The organism is Halorhabdus utahensis DSM 12940, assembly GCF_000023945.1.
In the GTDB taxonomy this organism is placed as follows: domain Archaea; phylum Halobacteriota; class Halobacteria; order Halobacteriales; family Haloarculaceae; genus Halorhabdus; species Halorhabdus utahensis.
Genome location: NC_013158.1, coordinates 1,688,333 through 1,708,168, shown reverse-complemented (window position 1 = coordinate 1,708,168; position 19,836 = coordinate 1,688,333). Strand labels below are relative to the sequence as shown.

Here is a 19,836-nt window from a genome sequence, read left to right as displayed (position 1 = left end):
GGAATCCTGGCATTGTAAGGATGATGTCCCAGGTTTACGTAGTAAGTTTAGGGGAATACTCTTTGTAGCGGACCAGCATTTTGAACAAGATCGTACTTCTCCCGGACCTTTTCAAACGAGACAAACCGTACGTCCGAGTAGTCTGCGGGCGTTAACACCTGTTGGAAAGTTGGTCGTTGAATTTGCTTCCGAACCAAATCTTCGTCCTCTTGTGAAGCGACGATATACATATCGACAGCGAGATTGGGTACTTTTGCGACGAAGTCAGTCATTCTTAAGATGCCGCTATAGATACTCGTCGTGCTCTCCACCTCGAACATCGATACGATATGGTTGTCCTCGAGCCATATCACATCTACATACTCGATGATATTCTGCGCCGCTTCGCTAAAGCCAGTGAGGGAGAGCGAATTGACACAATCATTCCCGAGAACCTCTCCCTCGAATTCTCTATTCCGGTCGTTCTTGGCGACATAGACCTCATACCCGTGATCACGCCCGAGCTGGATTAGTTTCCATTGGATTTCGAGATGGTCACGGCTGCTAGAGGTGCCTTCCTCAATAACTTCTTCGTCACCACGATCGGTTTGGGACCCATCGATCAAGTCTTGATACGCTTCCTCGACAGAATTATACTTTGTAAGGAGCGTATCAATCGCGTCTTCAGAGACCTGAGTAAGTCCTTGGAGTCGATAGTTTTGGCTATAGCCAAGGAGATCCCAAACCTCTTCTTTGGGAACACTGATCGAGTCGAAATCCTGGAGCGTGTAGGTCCAATCGCTTTCCGGTGAGTTCCAAGCCCACTCTCCGATATCGGGATTCTCAAATTTCTGCTCTACCCGGGCAGATGCAAAGAATTCGCCCTCGGAGTAGAAGAGAAGAATGTCATCAGACTCCATGTTTCGAAACGCGGTTCGTTTAATGCCTCCCCCGCCTTGCGTAGCCTGACTCGATTCCGTTCCCCATATTCTCACTCGCTCATAATCCTGGAGAGCAGAGGGTGCTGACTCATCGATATCAAGACCGTTTTCAACGGTCCTTCGGAACTCGTCCATCCAATCATCGCCAACAGGAATCAAATACAGCCCAATCATTTTGTTTGCCCTTCCATTATGAATCGTCTTGGTTCATGGAAATCCGCGGTGCGAATTCCTCATATTTCTGTTTGATTGTCTCTCTGGTCTGGTACCGCCCGTGCTCCTCCATCTCACGGTCTCGAATCTGCTCAAACGAGTCAAACAGTTGTTCAAAGTCGTCACTGCTTAAATCATAGACGTGACAAATGAGGGCTTCTAGCTCCATCCTGAGCTCTTTCCTCGGTTGCGTGTCGCCTGTGAAGGTAAAGGGCCCTCTGCCCTCCCCTACTTCTTCCGCAAATGGATCCAGATCATGAGCAGTGTACATCAACCGAATTGACCGTTCTAGGATAGCATCTCGAATAGGCTCTCCATCTAGTTTCACGCGCTCAAACCTGTTTGGTGAGGGGATTGGGAGCTGTCGTAGGATGAAGTGACTCAGGTGAGTTCCTCCGACCTTCTGTCGAGCCGCAAAATCAAGCGTGAATGAATTCAGACACGCTAGCAACAGTAGACTCTCCTCCGCAGATTGTCCAGATATTTGTTTCAAAGTTTCGCCGGTCGCAACGCCAGGGATAATCGAGGCGATCACTGTGCGTTCATTCGTTGCGTTCGTAATGTCTCGAACTGCTAGGTGCCAGTCATCCCCATTCTTGTCCTGATATTCAGATTCTGAGAGCCAATACCGGGGTAGTGCCAATCGATTTGGTTTATCAAGTTCTTCTGCACCCAGCCGGACTGCATTCCCCTTATCCGCTTCTGCCTGAGGAACCCCCTCAAAAGTAGAATACCGGTGATTAAACTGATTGACTAGTTTTGCCTCATACAGCGGAATATATAGGTCTGAGCCCTTTTCGAACTTATTTCCAGTAAGATTCCAACTGTTCTGCTCCAGCTCGGTTTCCGTTTTGAAGAGGTTAGAATCATCAGACGTATTGAACATTCGGCTAATCTCTATAGACCAGGGGTTACGTTCCTCAGCAGTGTTCTTAAAGACGCCGACAGAGTTATAGAGTTCTAAAGTGAGTTCCGCATCAGCCTTACTTTCGAATGTGGGGCAGTTTTTCGTATTGGGATTGATGAGTTCTATGTCTTCCCGACTCAACTTAAACCTCCTCTCTGAATCCTGAAGCTGATCAGGTTCTATTAGATAAAATGCCAGTTCAAAAGACGATTGCTTTCGATCCGAGCCAGATAGTGTTAATAAAGAGAATTTGTACCTGCTGTCAACACCTGGAAAGAGACCCTTTTTGTTTTCGAAATCAAAGAGGGACTTCAGTCGTCGTTCTTCAACAATTTCTCTGAAGAAATATTGAGTGTTCGCATCAGTAGCGATGCCCGTGGGTACTACCATTCCCGTGAGACTATCGGGTTGTATGTTACTTAGAGCCAGTTCAGCAAATAGAGCGTAAGTATTCATAATACCGCGCCCAGTGAGTGGATACCGACCACTTTCCCGCATGAAGTTCATCGTATCCTCTGCCGCTTCGGCAGCTTGCTGATATTCTTCATATAATTCAGGATCTGTATCCTGAAGATTCTCAATCATCTCACTCCGTTTCGCCGAAGTCGGTGCATTGGCAATTTCGGGTTTGCGGACAGCGAAGAATTCCTGTTCCTCGAAGTCCATTTTTTCCCAGGGCGGATTCCCTATTATACAGTCGAATCCACCATTTGACGAATAGACAGCAGGGAATTCCAATTTCCAATGGAAAAACGATTGGCGCTCAGCTATTTCCACAGCCCGCTTGCACATCGACTCGAAGCCATCCAGCTCGTCAAACGACCTCTCGAGATTCTCCGGCGGATTCCGACGAACCCGTTCAATACTCCTGGGGGAAGGATACTCGTCGGCAGACCCATCCAAGGGCCAATAAAATGCCGCAGTCCAGACGTCATGGGCTAATCGATCTCGTCGAAGGCTCTCCGACGACTCCAGCTCGTCAAACAATTCCGCTTTCTCTTCAATGTCCGTGATGTCTTCTTCGTCTATTCCCTCGATTTCGTTGGCTAGTTCAACGTGTTCGTCGTGATCGTCCCAGCTCCAATTCAAACCCGTTTGAAGCTGAGAATCTTTAGACAGGTCCCGATTTTCACTCCGAACCATTTTGCGAACTTCGTTCCCTTCGTGCCACTCACGACCTCCAGAAGTTTCGTAAGCATCGACCGGGAGCCCCTCGGCGATCAGTTCAGGAGTGGTTCCGAGGAGAGAATTTCCCTGTTTGATTCGGTGGTCTAAGAAGCTCAACGGTTGATCCTCAACAGCAGAGTTGATCCATAGACTGACCTTAGCAAGCTCAACTGCCATCGGGTTCAGATCCACTCCATATAGACAGTGCTGCACGACCGATCTCCGTGCCTGTCGGACAGTTTCTTCATCGGGATATGCAGAGTCGCTCCGAATCTCTGCCAAGCGCTTCCCGAGGAAATTATTGGCGGCAATGAGGAACGCGCCGCTCCCTACAGCCGGATCGCAGACATCGATATCCAGCAACGCCTCTTCTTTCTCTTCCTTTGTATCAGCGTCTTCCAGCCGGTCATTGACGACCGGCTTCAGAGCACTTTCAATCAGCTCATCGACCAGCTCTGGTTTGGTATAGTAACTCCCCGTCTCCTTTCGCTCCATCCCTCGATCGTCGAGATAGAATTGACCCCGAGAAATCGAGCGATCATCAAGCTCCAGAGCGGTTTCAGCTAGTTGCGGTGTGAATTCCAGCAGACTTTCGTATACCGCACCGATCTCGTCAACACCCAAATCCGCATACGAAATGCGTTGCTGGTAGCCCTGTTGCTCTACGTGGGTGAGGTTGTGAATCGCGCTGAGGATTGCATCGTTATCGCACGTCGCGTCCTGTACGAATTCCAGTTTCTCGTCATCGAAGAGTCCCCCATTATACCCAGACACGTTCAGGTCTTCTTCTGTAACCCCTTGACCAACCAAGTGGAAGGTGACTTTCAACCCTTCCCAAAGGTCAGTTTGGTGATCTTGGGACTGTTTCCGCTCTGCCCGCTCACGAAGCGCACTAATGCTGTATTCCTTCGTATATAGATCTCCCCGATCCGCCATCATTCCCCGTTGCTCCGCAAACAAGAGGAACAGAAGCCGGTAGACGATTCGCAGGAGGTCCTGATAATACGCTTGCGCCGCCTCCTGACCACCTTCCTCGAGGGCCTCGCGAATTTCCTGATTCAGAAAACCGTTCCCAAGCGTTTCCAGAGCCTCCACGACGTTCGACTGCAAATCCTCGCCGACTTTGACGCCAGTAGCGAGCGCAACCTGATACAGCGATTCGATGGGAGTTTCTGCTTCGTTCCCGCTTCCTCTTGGAATGAATCTTGAGGCGTGACAGATCCGATAGAGAGCTCGGAAGTCGTCGTAGTTCCGATTGGTGAAGATGTTCTCGAGGTCAAACTCGACGTACCCTCGGGTGTAGGTGTGATAGTAATCACGCAGCACGCGTAGCTTCAGGCCATCCGTGACGATACTCCATTGGACATCCTCAGTCGCGTTGAGATATCGCTGAAGCTCGTCGTGGGGACTCTGCTGCCGACCGACAGCCCCTTGGTGATCTCCATCATCGAGCGGGCGATCCTTGTCGGGTTTGATCGTATGCAGGACAGGCGGAATGGTGTCGGGAGTTTCGGAATTTGCAGTCACGGAATCCCTCCGAGGCCACCCAAAGTGGGAGAGATTCGCTTCGAGTTCACCCGCTGAGAGATTTGCCTGCTGGTACTCCGGGTCGAAGCCGAGCTCCTCGAACAGTTTCAGAATCCATCGACGCCGTGCATCGGAAACGTCCATCCCATACAGCTCGTTATCTCGCGTGACCTCGTCCCAGCGCTCTTCGAGGTCGTCCCAGGCCTCCGAAATGTGACCCTCGAGTGCAGACGTCGTCGATGGTGGATCGCCGGGATACTGGAACGTCTTGGGCTGAACAGCATCCTCCGAGCACTTCTCGTTACGAAGTTTCTGGATCAACTGCTCGGTGAGGAGCCCACCGTTGGGCTCGATGAACGTGGTCTCTTCCAGGCGACGCTGAATCGAATCCGACGTATCCGAACTCATTGGTATGGGTAGTATAGGCCGACAGTCAGCAGATCTTTGCTCGCGACGGAGAGGTTATCGATGCCACCCATCGATTTGCCGTATCCGGCGTCCTCCAGTTTCTCTCGCATCCGACTGCGTTCCTCCTCTATCTGTTCGCGTCTATCATCTGCCCGACGCGTTATCACGTGCTCTTTGTCCTCGTGATCGATGGCGTTCTCGAGGTCGCGCTTCCACTCCTGTTCAGTTCGATTCGCTGCCGTTGCCTCCGCCTCCCGCAGTCGATTGAGCTCGTCCGCAGACAAGGCGCCGTCACCATAGAGTGGAAGCGCGGTTTGTAGCAGTTCCTCCATGACCGTTGGATTGTCACCGGTGTGAGCGAAGTACCGTACCTTCCAGGTATACAGCGCGACGGTCTCGTCGACGACCTCGGTACCACGCATCGCCGTCCGACCATACCGATCATCGCTCGTCAAGGCGACCTCCTTGACAGACTCGATCAACCGCTGGACGAGCGGGTGCGCAATGTCCAGCATCTCGATGTCCGCGTCTTCGGCGGCGCGTTTGGGGTTGAATGTCACCCGCTCGTATGCCTCCTGGATATCCTGGCCTCGGAGCTCATCTGAAGTGACGCGGATTTCGTAGGTCCCGTCGACCTTCGGTTCAAAGACACAACCGAACAGATCGAGCCCACTCTTGACGAAGTTCTCCAGAGCGTCCGGGCCGCCGAGGAGCTCTTGGGTTTCCTTCTGGCGCTCTTGGACCTCCTTGAGATCTACTTCGCTGTGGTCGTAGAATGACTCGTCCTCGATTCGTTCGAGGACCTCTTGATCGAAAGCACTCTCTTGCTCATCAGTGGATTTTCCGTCACTGAAATCGCCAAGCGTCTGTTGGGGCATCACCGTCTGGAGATCATCGGCATCGAGGAGTTGCATGATTCCTTCGTCATCGCCGAGATACGGCGGTGAAAAGCCATACTGAGACCGAATCTCCTGGGCCTTTTTGATGAGTTTGGTGAGAACAGTCCGATCCATCGGATCGTCGACGACCATCGTCCGGATGAAGACCTTGTCTCGTTTCTGGCCATACCGGTCGACCCGTCCGTTCCGCTGCTCGAGCCGATTGGGGTTCCACGGAAGTTCGTAGTGGATTACCTGGTTCGCGGCATACTGGAGGTTCATCCCCTCGCTGATCACGTCTGTTGAGACCAGGACGCCTCGGTCGGCGTCCGCAAACTGCTCAAATCGCTCGTCCCGTTCGGCCGTGTTCAGCTTGCCATGCAGGGTGTAGAGTTCGACATCCGGATGGTTCTCCTCTAGGAACTCCTCGATCCCCTCTTCGAGGTATTCCAGCGTATCGATGTATTTGGTGAAGATGATCGTCCCACCGCTGTTGAACCTGGCAGGCAGCGTTTGATCGAGCAGTTTCTGGAGTTTGCTGTCCCTTGTTGGTGTGACCTTGTCTGCGGCCGCCAACGTCTCCTCGAGTGCGTCGAGCTCCATTTCGATCGCGGCCCGATCTCCAGAGACGACTCGCTCGACGCGTTCCCCGAGTTCCGCTTCCGAATAGTCTTCCCCTGGGTCACTGTCCAGGGCATTGGCCTTCGCTAGTTCTTCCGAAACGCCGGCGTTCTCACCCTCACTGACACCGTCGTCGTCGAGTTCCTCCAGGCGTTCATCGAGTTTGTCCTGCCTGTTCTCGAGCGAACGTCGTAGGGCCTCAGGACTGGAAAGCGCACGCTTGAGGAAATGGACGACAGTCCACTGGGCTACGTTCCTGTTCTCAGCCTCTTTTGCAGCCTCGACGAGGGTGTCGCCATAGTCTCTGACTGCATCATATGCTGTTTTCTCGTATTCAGTCGGCGTTACGTCTACTGTTGCCTGGTCACGCTCTGGGAACGGGTTCTCATTGTCGTCACCGAACCATTCTTCGACGTCTTTCCGACGACGTTGTACGACGTGTCGTTTAGCGAGCTCTTGGTTGATGGATGGATTATGGGCGTCACCAGCAACGATATCGGAATTGACCATCCGAAGCAGGCTGGCGAAACTATCCGTGTATCCGTTATGCGGCGTCGCAGTGAGAAGAAGCGCGTGCGTGGCGTCCTCAGTAATCGCTTTCGCAAACTCCCATCGCAGCTTCGAAGGAGCTTGCCCAGCCGACGCAGTGTGCGGCCGAGCGGCCTGGTGGGCTTCATCGATAATGACCATATCCCAATCTTGGCTTCGTATTTGGTTATGAATGTGCGCCTGCTTCGCGTAGTCAATCGAGACGATATGTTTGGAGTAGTATTCCCACACGCTGGTTCCCGGCGGCACCTCTTTCTCCATTGCCCTTCGATTTCGCCGATCAGTGATCTGAGCGTCGATGTGGAAGAAGTGTTCGAACGCCTCTCGCCACTGATCACGCAAGTTGGCGGGTGTAACGATCAGAATACGCTCCGCCCTATTTCTGGCCAGAAGTTCGCTCGTGATTAGCCCTGCCTCTATAGTTTTCCCGAGCCCGACGTCATCAGCGAGGAGTAATCGGACAGCGGGCATATCGAGACCCATGACCACTGGAGTTAGTTGGTACTCAGTGGGGATCACGCGCGACCGTTGGAGGCTCATGAGCGGCGCCGTTCCGTGGAGCATCGACAACCGGTTTGCCTGAATCAGGAGGTCCTGAAACTGTGGGTTGCCCATGTTCTCCGCGTCCGGTTCCGGCAGACTCCCCTCCGTAATGTTCTCGATTGGTGCGTAGAAACGATGAGTCGTCGTCGGCCCGTCGAGCGCGGTCGCAGTGATTTTCTTCCCGTCGACTGCGTCGACCCGCCAGAGTCGATTTCTGTTACGAATGACGGTGCCTGGCAGTAATTGGCTGGGCTCGGCACTCATTGATCTAGAGTTACTCAGTAAAGACAAGAATGCCCCTTATACCTTCCCCACGGCACCTTCTGTTCATTTACGCAGGACGAGACGACGAGTGGGTTTATGTGACTGGCCTATGCCTTTTATGCTAAATGAAACCAGGAATCGTTCTCGCTTCGGCGACTAGCCCAACCGAGCAGGCAGTATTCGACGATCTCGTCCACCGTGGGATCGAAGACACTCATCTCGACCCACACTTTCCTGGAGAATTCGATCAAACTGTCCATGCGTGGCCTGTCCCCGAAGCCGACCACGTTGACGTATCAGATATTCGTCCGGGGGATCACGTACTCTTCTACCGCGGGAGCAACCGATATTCTTGGGCAGCAGAAGTTCGGGACATCATTTCCGACCCGAAGATGGCCGAACGGTTTGCCTCGTACGTAACTGATCGAGAGACTGGAGATATCCAGCCCCGAGAGGAGTTCAGTGACGATATTCTCCTATTGCACATTCCGGTTCCGATCGAAATCGAGAGCTATCGGCTTCACGACCACCTCAATATCGATCAAGATGCATTGACGCGGACGATCATTCCCGACGATTCCAGTGTCGCGAACGTAGTTGACGAATATGGCGGAGTCGATCAGATGATCCGGTCGGCCCGTGAGGATCCTGCGCTCTACATCGAAGTCACATCTGTCGAGGACAAACCTTACAAGCAGCAGGATGGTGAATATTCGCTCGGCACTGCTGTCTTCTCGAGGAGCGAATCGAGAGATGGGAGGGATATCTATGGAACCCTCCGGGAGCCCGAAGTAGGCGATCTCGTATTTCATGTTCTGAAAGACAAACGCCAAATTCGAGGAATTTCGACCGTTACCTCGACCCTTCAAACAGATTTCGAGGGGCCGCCAGACGACTCGTGGGATGATGGAGCCCGAGGAGACGGATACTATCTCCCACTCGGAGACTACCGAGAATTTGCCGACCCGGCCGACATAGATAACGACCTCCTTCAGAATGACGATTACCGAGAGCGATTAACCGACATTCTGGAAACACACAGTGGTTTGTTCTACGACCAAAATTTCGAGCTGGCCCACGGAGCCTATTTTACCGAATGCCCGCTTGATCTCCTCTACTTGTTCATCGCGGAAGAGCCCGCTATTATGAGCGTGGCTAGCCAGGCGCACTGGTCCGTCCCCATACCGTCAGCGTCTGATAGCTATGATTCGGTCAGCGAAGCAGTAGTGGATGTCCGGACGCGGCTTCCGTTTAGTGATACGGGTAGAGAGTGGTTCCGGAACATTTTGACGCGAACAATTTTGGAAGCATTTACCGAGTCGCTTTCGAGCGTCCAACCTAATGCGGAACTCACCGAAACCGAGGCAACCCATTGCGAGCTGATCAGGCGACTGTATACTGATCAGGAACAGAAGTTCGAGAACGCGGCTGAGGAGTTAGGAGTGGGTCAGACGAACCAAGCGAGTGAAGCAGAGACGCTCTTTTTCGTCCTATTTCGGGAATTACAGGCAGATTTCGGTTTCTCGACTAATATGAGCCAGGTAAAGGCCCGGACGATTCTCAACGAGAACTATGAAATCGAAGTCGCTGATATTCAGAGACCGCCCGAGGAAGGACGAGGGCCACTCGAAAAAGCTGAAAAGCCGGATCAAGCGGACGATATCGCACGTCAGCTCACGGCAACCGGGCAAATGGTTTTCTATGGGCCGCCTGGGACGGGGAAGACCTATACAGCCCAGCGGTTCGCCCGGTGGTGGCTCCACCAACAGGATTCGGTTGACCCCCACACCGGACAGTTAGAAACAGTCACATTCCACCCGTCGTTCACGTATGAGGACTTCATTGAAGGATTGAGCGCCGAGACTACTGATGACGGCAGCGTAAAGTATGATGAGGAGTCCGGCGTGTTCCTCGAAGTTGCAACTCGTGCCCAGCAGGATTTCCATTCAGCGGCCGATGATGAGGAGCCAAGACGATACGTCCTCATCATCGATGAGATCAACCGAGGAAACTTAGCCCAGATTTTCGGCGAGACCATCACTGGCCTCGAGAAAGACAAGCGTCTCGGTGGTGAGAATGAGACAAAATTATCCCTGGCGCATTCTGGAGAGTCATTCACGATCCCGCCAAACCTCTATGTAATCGGGACCATGAACACTGCCGACCGGTCGATCGCGTTGGTCGATGCTGCGCTTCGACGACGCTTCCGATTTCTCTCATTCCCTCCCCAACTCGAGCTGCTTCGAGCGCACTTTGACCTGGGTGACTGGGAGAGTGTGAAGCACCACGCCACCACCGACACCTCCGATTCCCAGCTGATTGCCCAGTCGATAATCGCAATTCGCGTTCTCAACAAACGGATCCGGAATGAACCGGATCTTGGCCGTGGTAAGCAGATTGGTCACTCGTTCCTATTTGGTGCTGAAGACGAGCAAGAGATCGTTGACGTTTGGCGCTTTGAGATTCTCCCCTTACTCGAAGAGTATCTCTTCGGCCAATATGAGCGCATTCGAGAATCACTTTTCCAAGGCGAAGGTGACTTGCTCTTCGACTGGGATCGAGAAGAGATCAAGCCCTTCTCATCTCAAGAGCTCAGCGATACGCTAGCCGTATTTGTAGAGGAGTTCGAACCTGAAACAGCTCCTGATGAGGAGTAATATGTCCCTCTCTTTCAATCGTAACCAGGAGGAGTTTGAAGCCGACATCCAGTTGGGAGAATACGAATCCAGCGAACCAATTGAACTCTCAGAGATGGCCGTATCGATGCTGGAAAACGAAGTGAATAGCGGAGAGGAAAAAGAGGGCGACCGTATCAAGTTGCATTACAACCGAGATGGGGAAGCAATACTCACTTCGACCCAGTACGTTGGAGTCGTTTCGTTGAGAGATGGACCCACTATTGAAGTCCGCCCGAAAGCGGCCGGCACAAACCTCCTGTATCTTCTCCAATACGCTCATGACACGACTGCGACCACGTTCGAATCACAGGCTCCGTATCAAGCAGGTCACACTTTTCTCGATGCATTTGGTGCACTCTACGAAGCGGAATTGCGGAGAATTGTAGATCGAGGACTCTACACGGACTACCGAAGAACCGACGCTACCGAGTCTCATCTTCGCGGACGACTCGATATCCATCGCCAGCTACAGCGACAACCACCAGTTCCTACTGCGTTTGAATGTACTTACGACGAATTGACTCATGATATTCTGGCGAATCGAGCCATCCTACATGCTACCACTGTCTTGCTAGGGGCGGTCTCAGACCGTTCAATAACCCAGTCGCTTCGTCAACATCAACAGTTGCTTCGCCGTCAGGTTTCCCTTACGCCTGTGACGATACAGGACATAGAGCGTATTGAACTCAATCGTCTTGCTGACCACTACGAGGACATTCTCCGACTTACTAAATTGGTGATTAGGAACTCATTCGTGTCGGAACTCCAAGCCGGCTCGAGTGCGGCGTTTGCGATGTTAGTAAATATGAATACGATATTCGAGAACGCAGTTGAGCGTGCCTGTAAAGAAGTTCTGTCAGAGCGCGAAGATTGGGAAGTGAAATTCCAGGATACGTCACAGAACTTAATCACTGGCGGAAAACACACAGTGACACTTCAGCCCGATATTACGATATATGACCCGGAAAATACGGTATCACTCGTTGCTGATGCGAAATGGAAGAATGAGAGGCCGAAAAACGCCGACTTTTACCAGATGACGTCATACATGCTCGCCAACAACGTACCGGGAATACTATTTTACCCCGATTGTGGTGGACTCAATGAGTCACGTTCGACTGTCACTGGTGGATTCCCCCTTTGGCTATCTGAACTACCTACTGCTGTCCAAGTGAATTCCTACGAAGATTTCGTCTCAGCTTTTGAGTCCGAAACGGCGGATGCAATTTTTGGAATGGTGGATTAGTAATCTATTCTGACATCATCAATCCAGAGAGAAACTGCTCTTTATCGAGCCTTCGTTGGTCTCTGGTGTCCCTGGCTTAATTCTGCTACACATACCCTTCATTGATCCGTCATACTATTGACTCGGGATTGAACAGCTAACCAGGGCCGTCCGTGCGGAGTGGGCCTTTGTCTGTCAGCGATTAGATTGGCTTCTGCAGGTAGTCCAATATATAAATCATATCCAAAATTCACTTTCGCCACAGAAACCGTATCTGGCGCCACAATCATTAGCATATATCACTCATACATAGTAGTTATAATCCAATCAAATTAACACACTTGGTGCGATTGCAAATAATCCTCCTGCCACGATTGCGGGCCATTCAGTCTTTGCGTTCCAATTACGGATCTCCAGGTGAATTAGCAAAATCCCAAGCACGATCACTGCCCCTGTTGTCTGAATAATAAGGAATTCAGTTACCGCTCTAAGCACGGTCGGAACGACCATCGTTATGATACCAGATATGACGGTCATTATCCCGACTCGGAACAGAAGTGTCCGGTCTTTGGACCCGAACAGATCGCTGAGGACCTTGGCATACCCGTCTCCTTGCTCGTAAAAGAATTCTGCGACAAATCCGATAAGAATGCCTTGAATCCCCAAAATAGCTAACCAGTCCAACGGTGAGAGATAGGACTCGAGATTCCAGAGGAATGAGTGAATCATTCCGATGTCGAAGTAGAGGCTGACAGCAGCCAGGACAGATATCCCTAGGAAATATATCTGCCATGATTTGCAATCACTCGCTTTAACCCGACGATGTATATCGATTAGTTCCATGTGTCTGTCTGGGTATCGACGGGATTATTTGGTCCGAGACTGGCCATACGCAGGGCCTCATAAGGATCCATCTGAAGGTGACTGGTTGGAGTGACCGATCTCCTCTGAGAAGTGAATCCTGTCGGTTTTGCTTTCAGTAGCCCCTCACGGTCACTGTATTTTCTAAACTGGGATCCGAATTTCACCCCTTCTCCTGACTCGGATGGGGTTGATTTGGATCGATCGCTGAGTTTTTGGAACACAGATCGTCATTCCTGCTCTCGGATAATATACAGCCCGTCAAGTGGCCAGTTGGCGACCACCAATTGCTGGTTGCCATCCGATAATTCATGGCGATCTTCAAGGGGACCATGGACTAAGACATCGAACGAATCATGACTGAATCCGAACTTCCGGATTTCATTGAACGGGATGTCCTCCGCGATATCTCCTCGGTAACTGTACCAGATGAAGCAATACTTCGGTGCTTCGTGCAGGCGAACAAACCGTTCCTAAGCAAATCAGCTGTGGCCGATATGACCGATCTCAGCGATGAAGCAGCTCGGAAACGGCTCAATTCCCTCGTTAACCGAGGAGTGTTATTGTATGCGGATGCTGGGAAACAGACAAAGATCTACTGGCTGAACCACCCTGAGTCACGGTGGCCTGTTCCGGACGATTTAGCCAGCGTTCCATCAGGAAACACGAATTCGAGAAAGGAAACTGTGACTAAAATCAATCGACTAGCCACGGTTACGATTTTCTTTGGAGGTATTTTCGTCGTATTCTATATTCTTGATTGGGTGAGTTCGCTTGAGGTGACTGACGGAGCTTTCGAAGCATCGATAAATCCAGGAGTAATGCCAGCACTTGCGCTCGTGTTGTTCGGGGTTATCTTCTATATTGCTCTCCAAACCTCATTACTGGTCGAAAACGACGATATTGGATGGCCAACTATTCGTCGAGTGTATCGCCTTCTATCAAGTCGCGTCAATTGAACTCCTCCTAAAGGTCGGTATTTTCCTATCCGATTCCCTCTCTCAATCCGAAGCCGCCTGGAACCGGTCCCGAAGTACTTCTTCCCGCTCTTCGAATTGTTCAACATCATCCTGCAGATCCTCGCTGACGTGTTCGATACTCGCAAGTGCACGCTCACCGTCGAGTGATGTCTGTGACTCTCCGCCACTCTCGGTTTCCAACTGATCCTCGTACTCCTTGTGGACACGCTCAACCGTCCGCTCGGGATTGAACAGAATGTCGTTCGCAATGCGGACGTACTGATCGAGAGAGCCGCCTTCTTTCCCCTTGAAGAAATGAGTGAGTGCGTACGTCGCTCCAGAGTGGAGCGTCCACATGTCGATCTCGAACGGACTTGGAGCATTGGCTTTGGCATCGCCCGCTGCCCGTTCCGCGAGATACTCCGGGAAGCCGAGGAGTGTGTAGAACTCCGTCGTGGTGAACGGGAGATCCGAGAAATCGAGATCGATCTCTTGAGCGTCCCGGATGAACTCGAAGAGGTCGTTCGCGACGAGTTCGACCTGCTCGAGAATGCCCTCCCACCAGGTCCGGAAGTTTCCGACGTCGCCGACGTGCTTGACGACCTCCTTGTCGGTGAGCGAGCGCATCGTGTTCGAACAGTAGCCGTCCTGGGCGAATCCCTCCACGTACACCGCATGTTCGCCGAAGAAGTCGTACCCCGACGTCATGCCCATCGTGATCGGATCGGAGCGATCCGGGAGCGTCACTTCAAGACCGTCAAACATGACGTCCATGTGGACCTCGCCACCACCCCGATACCGACGAATCTCGCCGAACATCACGTCGCCGAGCGCCTGCCCGTCGATGGTCTCCTCGCGCAGCACCTCCTCCAGGGGGCCGTACACGTCGACGGGATTGATGATCGCGTAACTGTCCGTCGGAATGTGGAACAGGGGCTCGACATCGTCCTCACCACGCCCCTGCTCTCGAAGCCGCGACGGCTCGACGACCGCGTTGAAGCGCTCGGTTTCGACCCACTCGTCACTGTAGGGATTCTGGTAGGCCACCGTCGTCTCGATCGCCTGGGGCAGTTCACGAATCGCTTCGGTGAACGTCACCGGCTCGTCCACGGGTTTCTGTTCCGCGTACCAGTTTGGAAGCTGTGCATCCGATCGGCCGTCGAGACCCGCGAACACGGTACGGGTTTCTGGGTCTTTCATCTCGTAGTCACCTCGCGAAGGATGCTCGTCGTCGGCCAGCTCATCTCGCGCGCCCTGCACCCTTCTCGAGGGCACAACAAACGCCACCGTGCGGAAGATCCGAGTTCGAAGCGAGATCTGGTGGCGGCTATGGCGTCAGTAGAGACGCAACTCAAAACGCCAATCCCACAAAAGTGATGCTGGATTTAGGTTGACGACCTGGCTTCCCAGAAGCAAATTCCGGCCCGATCCGCTGGAAACGCAAAACCTACTCCCGACTCGGACTGGGCAGACTCATCTCTCGGAGCCTGTCACTCTGCTCAATATCTCGGAGGTCGTCAGCTGAATCCACGGCAGCAGCAACGTTCTTCAGCTGAATACCTTTCAGCCGCGTCCAGATCGTCCCCAGTGCCTCGCGTTCGGTTTCTGTCGAGGGCACCCACTGACAGTCACCGATCGCGTCGCGAGTGCTTTCTGGAGCGATCGCGAACGCCGTCGTGTCATCCGGGAACGATTCGAGCGCCGATCCGGCTGCATGCAGATAATCCTCCCCGAGAACTACGAAGACGATGTCTGGGTCTGTCTCGAGTGCGCGTTCGATCGCATCCGGGATTCCCAACTCCGTTCCCAAGTGCTGAATTTTCTCGGGGTTCGTGAACTGCTCCGGATCGATCCTCCGGCCTTCGAGGCGTCGCCGAACGGAATCCATGTCCCGGAAGGTACACTCGTACGCAGGCAACGCCGTCTTGGGACGAACGAGACCGAACCCGGCGGAAACGATCCGCCAGTCGACGTCGGCGATCCTCGCAAATCGGTTGACGGCCTCGGTCACATACTCGTGTTCGTCGCCAGTGTACAGTTCTCGGGCTGGCAACGTCCTGTCGGGCTACTTTGCAACGAGATCGTCGTGAGACGACCGGTCAATTTCGGAACAGTCCACGATCGGGTCGAATGCTTTGTCTCCGGAACACGCAGACAGGATGAGAATCGACGGGGGAATACGATCCCACTCAACGTGTACCACGAAAACCTTGGTGCTGGATTTTGAACTCCCCTACAATGTCCAGACGCGATGATCTCGATCGATTCTACGAGCTAATGGATCGCCTCGACGACCGCGTGAACGGAATGCAGCGCCTGCAAGACTGTACCGGCTACATGGACTGGCCCGAGCGCGGCGTCTACTTCTTTTTCGCCGACGACGAGCGGCGCGCCGAGACCGATCACCGACGACTCACCAGGGTCGGCACGCATGCCGTATCGGCCGGATCGGGCACGTCCCTCTGGAATCGTCTCCGGACCCACCGCGGAGCGACCAGTGGAACGTACGAAGGAGGTGGCAATCATCGCGGGTCTGTGTTTCGGGAACGCGTCGGCGAGGCGCTGATCGAACGCGAAGGTCTCTCCGAAGAGTACCCCCACTGGGGCGACGGATCGACTGCGGGGCGTGAGCGCCGACTCGACGAACTCGATCACGAGCGCAGCGTGAGCGAGTACATCCGGAATCTACCCTTCCTCTGGATCAAGGTGAACGACGAGCCCGGGCGCGACAGTGATCGGGCCACCATCGAACGCAACGCGATCGCGCTCGTGAGCAATTTCGATCGGCAGTCGATTGATCCACGAGACGAAGACTGGCTGGGACACTCGTGTCCGAGTCCGGAAATTCGACGATCCGGCCTCTGGAACGTCAACCACGTCGAGGAAGACTACGATCCGTCGTTCCTCGATCGACTGGAAGCGGCGATCGTCGAAACCGAACCACCCTAACTCATCGATTCAAACTCACAAAACCGAACGAACCGCGCAGAGATCTCGTGGACAAACGACTCTCATAGTTTCATCCCGGATAGTTTGCCGAGAGGGCCGCTCAGCACCCTTTGATCTCACGCCAGCGTTGCCGCAGGGTGGCCGGTGAAACGCCAGCCACCTCGGCGATCTCCTGCTGGGTCAGGTCAGCTCCAGATTTCTGTACAGCGTGGTAGAGACAGCCGGCGGCCACGCCGGCCGGATTCGGACCGTTCGCGATCCCGCGCTCCTCTGCCTGTTTGGTCAATCGGTCTGCCATGCGACGAACATCCTCAGAGACACCCAGTTCGGAAGCCAGCCGCGGCACGTACTGCTGCGGTGACGGCGGCACGGTGGGAAGCCCCAGCTCCCGATTCAGCGCCCGATAGGCGTTCTCGACTCGCTCCTTGTTCACCCGGGAGACCGCGCTCACTTCGTCGAACGTCCACGGAAGCCGATTGCACCGACAGGCTGCGTAGACACTACCGGCCGCCATCGCCTCGATCGACCGCCCGTGAAAAAGGTCCTCGCCCTGTGCGCTCCGGAAGAGGTCACACGCCTGGTCGTCGATCACGTCCGACGCGTCGAGTGCACTCACGATGCGACTGACTTCGGAGAGGCCGTGGGCCAGATTCCGCTCGCTCTTCGAACGGAATCGTGCCCGACTGTGCTCCCGTCGGAATCGGCCGAGTTGCCTGCGCTTCGAACCCGAGAGATCGTTGCCCTTTCCGTCTGTTTTCCGGCCGATCTCCGTCGAAATCCCTCGGTCGTGTCTCGTCGGCGTGAGTGGAGCCCCTGTTCGTTCCGGGTTCGTCCGATCGTCCTCGAACGACCGCCATTCCGGTCCGTGATCGATCGGTTCTTCGTGGAGAATCAGACCACAGTCCTCACAGACCGTCTCGATCGAATTCGTTCGAACCCGACCACCACAGTCCGGGCAGCCGGTGGTTGATCCGCTCGGTACGTCTTCGTCGAATCGATGGTCGTAGCTATCGCTGGTCGCCATTCGAATCACCGAATTACGAGGGACTCAGTGTGTCTCGAGCCCCTCGCCCATCGCAGGGGCAGAAAAACTGATACCGTGCGTCACAGGCACACCAAGGGGTACTCGACTCAGACCATACTCATCAGTATATATCGTCACGGGAAGAGAAACAAGCTGACCTCAGCTACGGAAAACTCGACGGGTTTCTATCACTGTGCCATTCCGTGGTTTCGTTACTGGTGGAACTCCTCGACGGCGTCGTCGAACGTCTCGTCGAGGAGCTGAATCAATTCGGGCGCTTCGACGACGAGATCGACAAACGCCTCGTTGAGGGCCGTCGTATAGGCAGCAAAGAAGCCATCCGAGGTGCTGACCGGGATATCGTACGTGGCGGTGATCTTCGTCAGCTTGTTTCCCGTCAGGGTGCCGTTGGTACCGGAGAGTAGCGTTTCGATACGATCCTCGTTTGCATCGAATGTCGCCGAATAGATGTCCTTGAACTCACCAGGATTCGAGCCCATGTTTCGAAACTTGAACTGGAGCTGATGGTCTTGGACGGCCGCATCGCGGTGCTTCCCCATCCGATGATAGAATCCGATTCGAAGATCGTTGCGATCCTCTGCCCGGCTCGTCAGTCGCTCCTGGGTCTCTGCGTGTCTGTACCAGCCGTATTTGTGAAGGTGCTGCCAGTCATCACCACCACTGTTCCGGAGGATCCAGCGCTCGTCCTCGGTCTCTGATCGGGGAATGACGACTTCCGGATACTCGTTTTCGAACTGGCCGTGAACGTCGATCGCCTCTGATCGGTCGAGTTGACTGGCGAGGCGCCGACCCCATCGTTCACTGTAGGCTTCCCAGGCATCGTCGAACGTCGATCTGACGTCCTCGATCGCGTCCGCGTGTTCGATGAACAGTTCGATCTTCTCCTGGTCGGCGGTTTGCTCGTCACTCATGCTGGTAATATTCCTGAGGTCGTCCCTGAGTTCGTGTAGTTGTGCGGCAGTTCGCTGGGGATAGCGGGGAGCGGACTCCGTGATGACTTCATCGAGAACGTCAGCCACGAAAGACTGCCACGACCAGTTGACAAAGGCATCACTGGTGGCAGTCGGTTCATCGTGCTGATGAAGATAGACGTAGTACTGGCCCGACTCGTAGTCCGCGATCTGTTGATCGCCGATCCGAGACGCCTGAGCGTAAAATTCTGTTCCGGTCTCGTCGGCGGAGAATTTCAGTTCGATCACGAGTATCCATTCGCCGGGGCTATCGATGACGAGATCGGGGTATTTCCGTTCGTCGCCATGCTCGGCGGTCACCTGTTCGTCGACGCGGACGTTTGAGAGATCGTAAGTGTCTTCGTCGAATGCAAGCGCGTCTGGAAGGTTGCGGAGGAACACGTTGAGGAATTCGGTTCCCATCCCGTGGGGATTTCCGGGATCCAGGAGATAGCAGAGCAGGCGATTGACGTAGACCTCTGCACGCTGCTGTTTTCCCAGTCCGTACTCGATCACGAACATCGTGGACTGCGGTTTCTCTGGCGTTTCCGTGATCGAATTCCACGTCTGCTCGAGCCGTTCCAGACGTGCCTCGAGATTATTACTCTCCGCGGTCATTCAGTCCACCAATTGAGCCAGCGGTGTTTCGAGAGTTTACCAGGAAGCAATCTTCCATGAATGACTGTTCTGTGTATCATAGTAAGGGTAAGGCTCCCTCTGTCAATAAAGCCGCCACAATCTAAAGAAGAGAATATTGACAACCGACAACTACGTCTTATTCGGTCGCGAGTTCGTCGTAGATCTCCTCGTGTTCGTCGAGGTCCTGACGGCCGAGAAACCGGATGAGATACTGTCGCGCCTCCTCGGGGGACATCTCATCGGGGATCTCGGGCCGATCACTTTCAGCGGCCATGCTTACTCCTCCGTGGGGGAGTCATAGTCATAATCGTTCGGTTCATGAGACTCCTGATCGGCTGCCTCGTGCTCTCTTGGTCGCTGCTCTGTGCCTTCTGTGAAGCCCCCCGCTCGCGAAACGATTCAGGGGTTTACCGGAGAAATGGTGTACCCGAGGTTGTGGCTGCGCGCGCAGCGACCGGAGGGAGCGAGCACGGAGCGGAGGGTGGGGAGGTGGGCCGTGGTGAGGCGGCACAGAAGTGGAAGGTGACGAGTCT

The 19,836-nt window shown here is 53.8% G+C and carries 13 protein-coding genes; 4 read left to right on the top strand and 9 right to left on the bottom strand.

Annotated elements, in window-relative coordinates:
- Positions 1-47: 47 nt before the first annotated feature.
- Genes HUTA_RS08335 through HUTA_RS08325 form a run of 3 tightly spaced genes read right to left on the bottom strand, consistent with a single transcriptional unit; the run spans position 48 to position 7,805 of the window.
- Positions 48-1,055, bottom strand: coding sequence for a hypothetical protein (locus HUTA_RS08335; protein WP_143920347.1), 1,008 nt, complete (start codon positions 1,053-1,055; stop codon positions 48-50).
- Between the two features lie 55 nt (positions 1,056-1,110).
- Positions 1,111-5,142 (bottom strand): Eco57I restriction-modification methylase domain-containing protein, encoded by a 4,032-nt coding sequence (locus HUTA_RS08330; RefSeq protein WP_015789453.1) that lies wholly within the window; start codon positions 5,140-5,142, stop codon positions 1,111-1,113.
- Entirely contained in the window at positions 5,139-7,805 is a 2,667-nt protein-coding gene (locus tag HUTA_RS08325; RefSeq protein ID WP_245529086.1) for a helicase-related protein, read from the bottom strand. Before HUTA_RS08325 ends, HUTA_RS08330 begins: the two co-directional genes overlap by 4 nt.
- Positions 7,806-8,122: 317 nt before the next feature.
- Between HUTA_RS08325 and HUTA_RS08320 the strand changes: the two genes are divergently transcribed.
- Both HUTA_RS08320 and HUTA_RS08315 read left to right on the top strand, forming a co-directional pair.
- Entirely contained in the window at positions 8,123-10,654 is a 2,532-nt protein-coding gene (locus HUTA_RS08320) for an McrB family protein (protein WP_049941253.1), read from the top strand.
- Position 10,655: 1 nt separating this feature from the next.
- Entirely contained in the window at positions 10,656-11,921 is a 1,266-nt protein-coding gene (locus HUTA_RS08315) for an McrC family protein (RefSeq protein ID WP_015789449.1), read from the top strand.
- Positions 11,922-12,227: 306 nt separating this feature from the next.
- On the opposite strand, the gene HUTA_RS08310 is transcribed toward HUTA_RS08315, so the two are convergent.
- Positions 12,228-12,743 carry a hypothetical protein gene (locus HUTA_RS08310; protein WP_015789448.1) on the bottom strand — a complete coding sequence of 172 codons (516 nt, stop codon included), beginning with the start codon at positions 12,741-12,743 and terminating at the stop codon, positions 12,228-12,230.
- Positions 12,744-13,117: 374 nt separating this feature from the next.
- Here HUTA_RS08310 and HUTA_RS15075 point away from each other — a divergent pair, with 374 nt between their 5' ends.
- A complete protein-coding gene (locus HUTA_RS15075; RefSeq protein ID WP_015789447.1) occupies positions 13,118-13,720 on the top strand; it encodes a hypothetical protein in 603 nt (200 codons plus the stop codon).
- Positions 13,721-13,762: 42 nt separating this feature from the next.
- On the opposite strand, the gene HUTA_RS08305 is transcribed toward HUTA_RS15075, so the two are convergent.
- Positions 13,763-14,920, bottom strand: coding sequence for a hypothetical protein (locus tag HUTA_RS08305; RefSeq protein WP_015789446.1), 1,158 nt, complete (start codon positions 14,918-14,920; stop codon positions 13,763-13,765).
- Positions 14,921-15,167: 247 nt separating this feature from the next.
- Positions 15,168-15,773 carry a DUF6884 domain-containing protein gene (locus tag HUTA_RS08300; protein WP_015789445.1) on the bottom strand — a complete coding sequence of 202 codons (606 nt, stop codon included), beginning with the start codon at positions 15,771-15,773 and terminating at the stop codon, positions 15,168-15,170.
- A 185-nt stretch (positions 15,774-15,958) separates the two neighbouring features.
- Here HUTA_RS08300 and HUTA_RS15875 point away from each other — a divergent pair, with 185 nt between their 5' ends.
- Entirely contained in the window at positions 15,959-16,669 is a 711-nt protein-coding gene (locus HUTA_RS15875) for a hypothetical protein (protein ID WP_015789444.1), read from the top strand.
- A gap of 100 nt (positions 16,670-16,769) precedes the next feature.
- On the opposite strand, the gene HUTA_RS08290 is transcribed toward HUTA_RS15875, so the two are convergent.
- The 3 genes from HUTA_RS08290 to HUTA_RS15590 form a co-directional block, all read right to left on the bottom strand.
- Entirely contained in the window at positions 16,770-17,693 is a 924-nt protein-coding gene (locus HUTA_RS08290; RefSeq protein WP_015789443.1) for a transcription initiation factor IIB, read from the bottom strand.
- A gap of 212 nt (positions 17,694-17,905) precedes the next feature.
- A complete protein-coding gene (locus HUTA_RS08285) occupies positions 17,906-19,282 on the bottom strand; it encodes a PD-(D/E)XK nuclease family protein (RefSeq protein WP_015789442.1) in 1,377 nt (458 codons plus the stop codon).
- A gap of 157 nt (positions 19,283-19,439) precedes the next feature.
- Positions 19,440-19,577 carry a hypothetical protein gene (locus tag HUTA_RS15590; protein ID WP_015789441.1) on the bottom strand — a complete coding sequence of 46 codons (138 nt, stop codon included), beginning with the start codon at positions 19,575-19,577 and terminating at the stop codon, positions 19,440-19,442.
- Between the last annotated feature and the right edge of the window lie 259 nt (positions 19,578-19,836).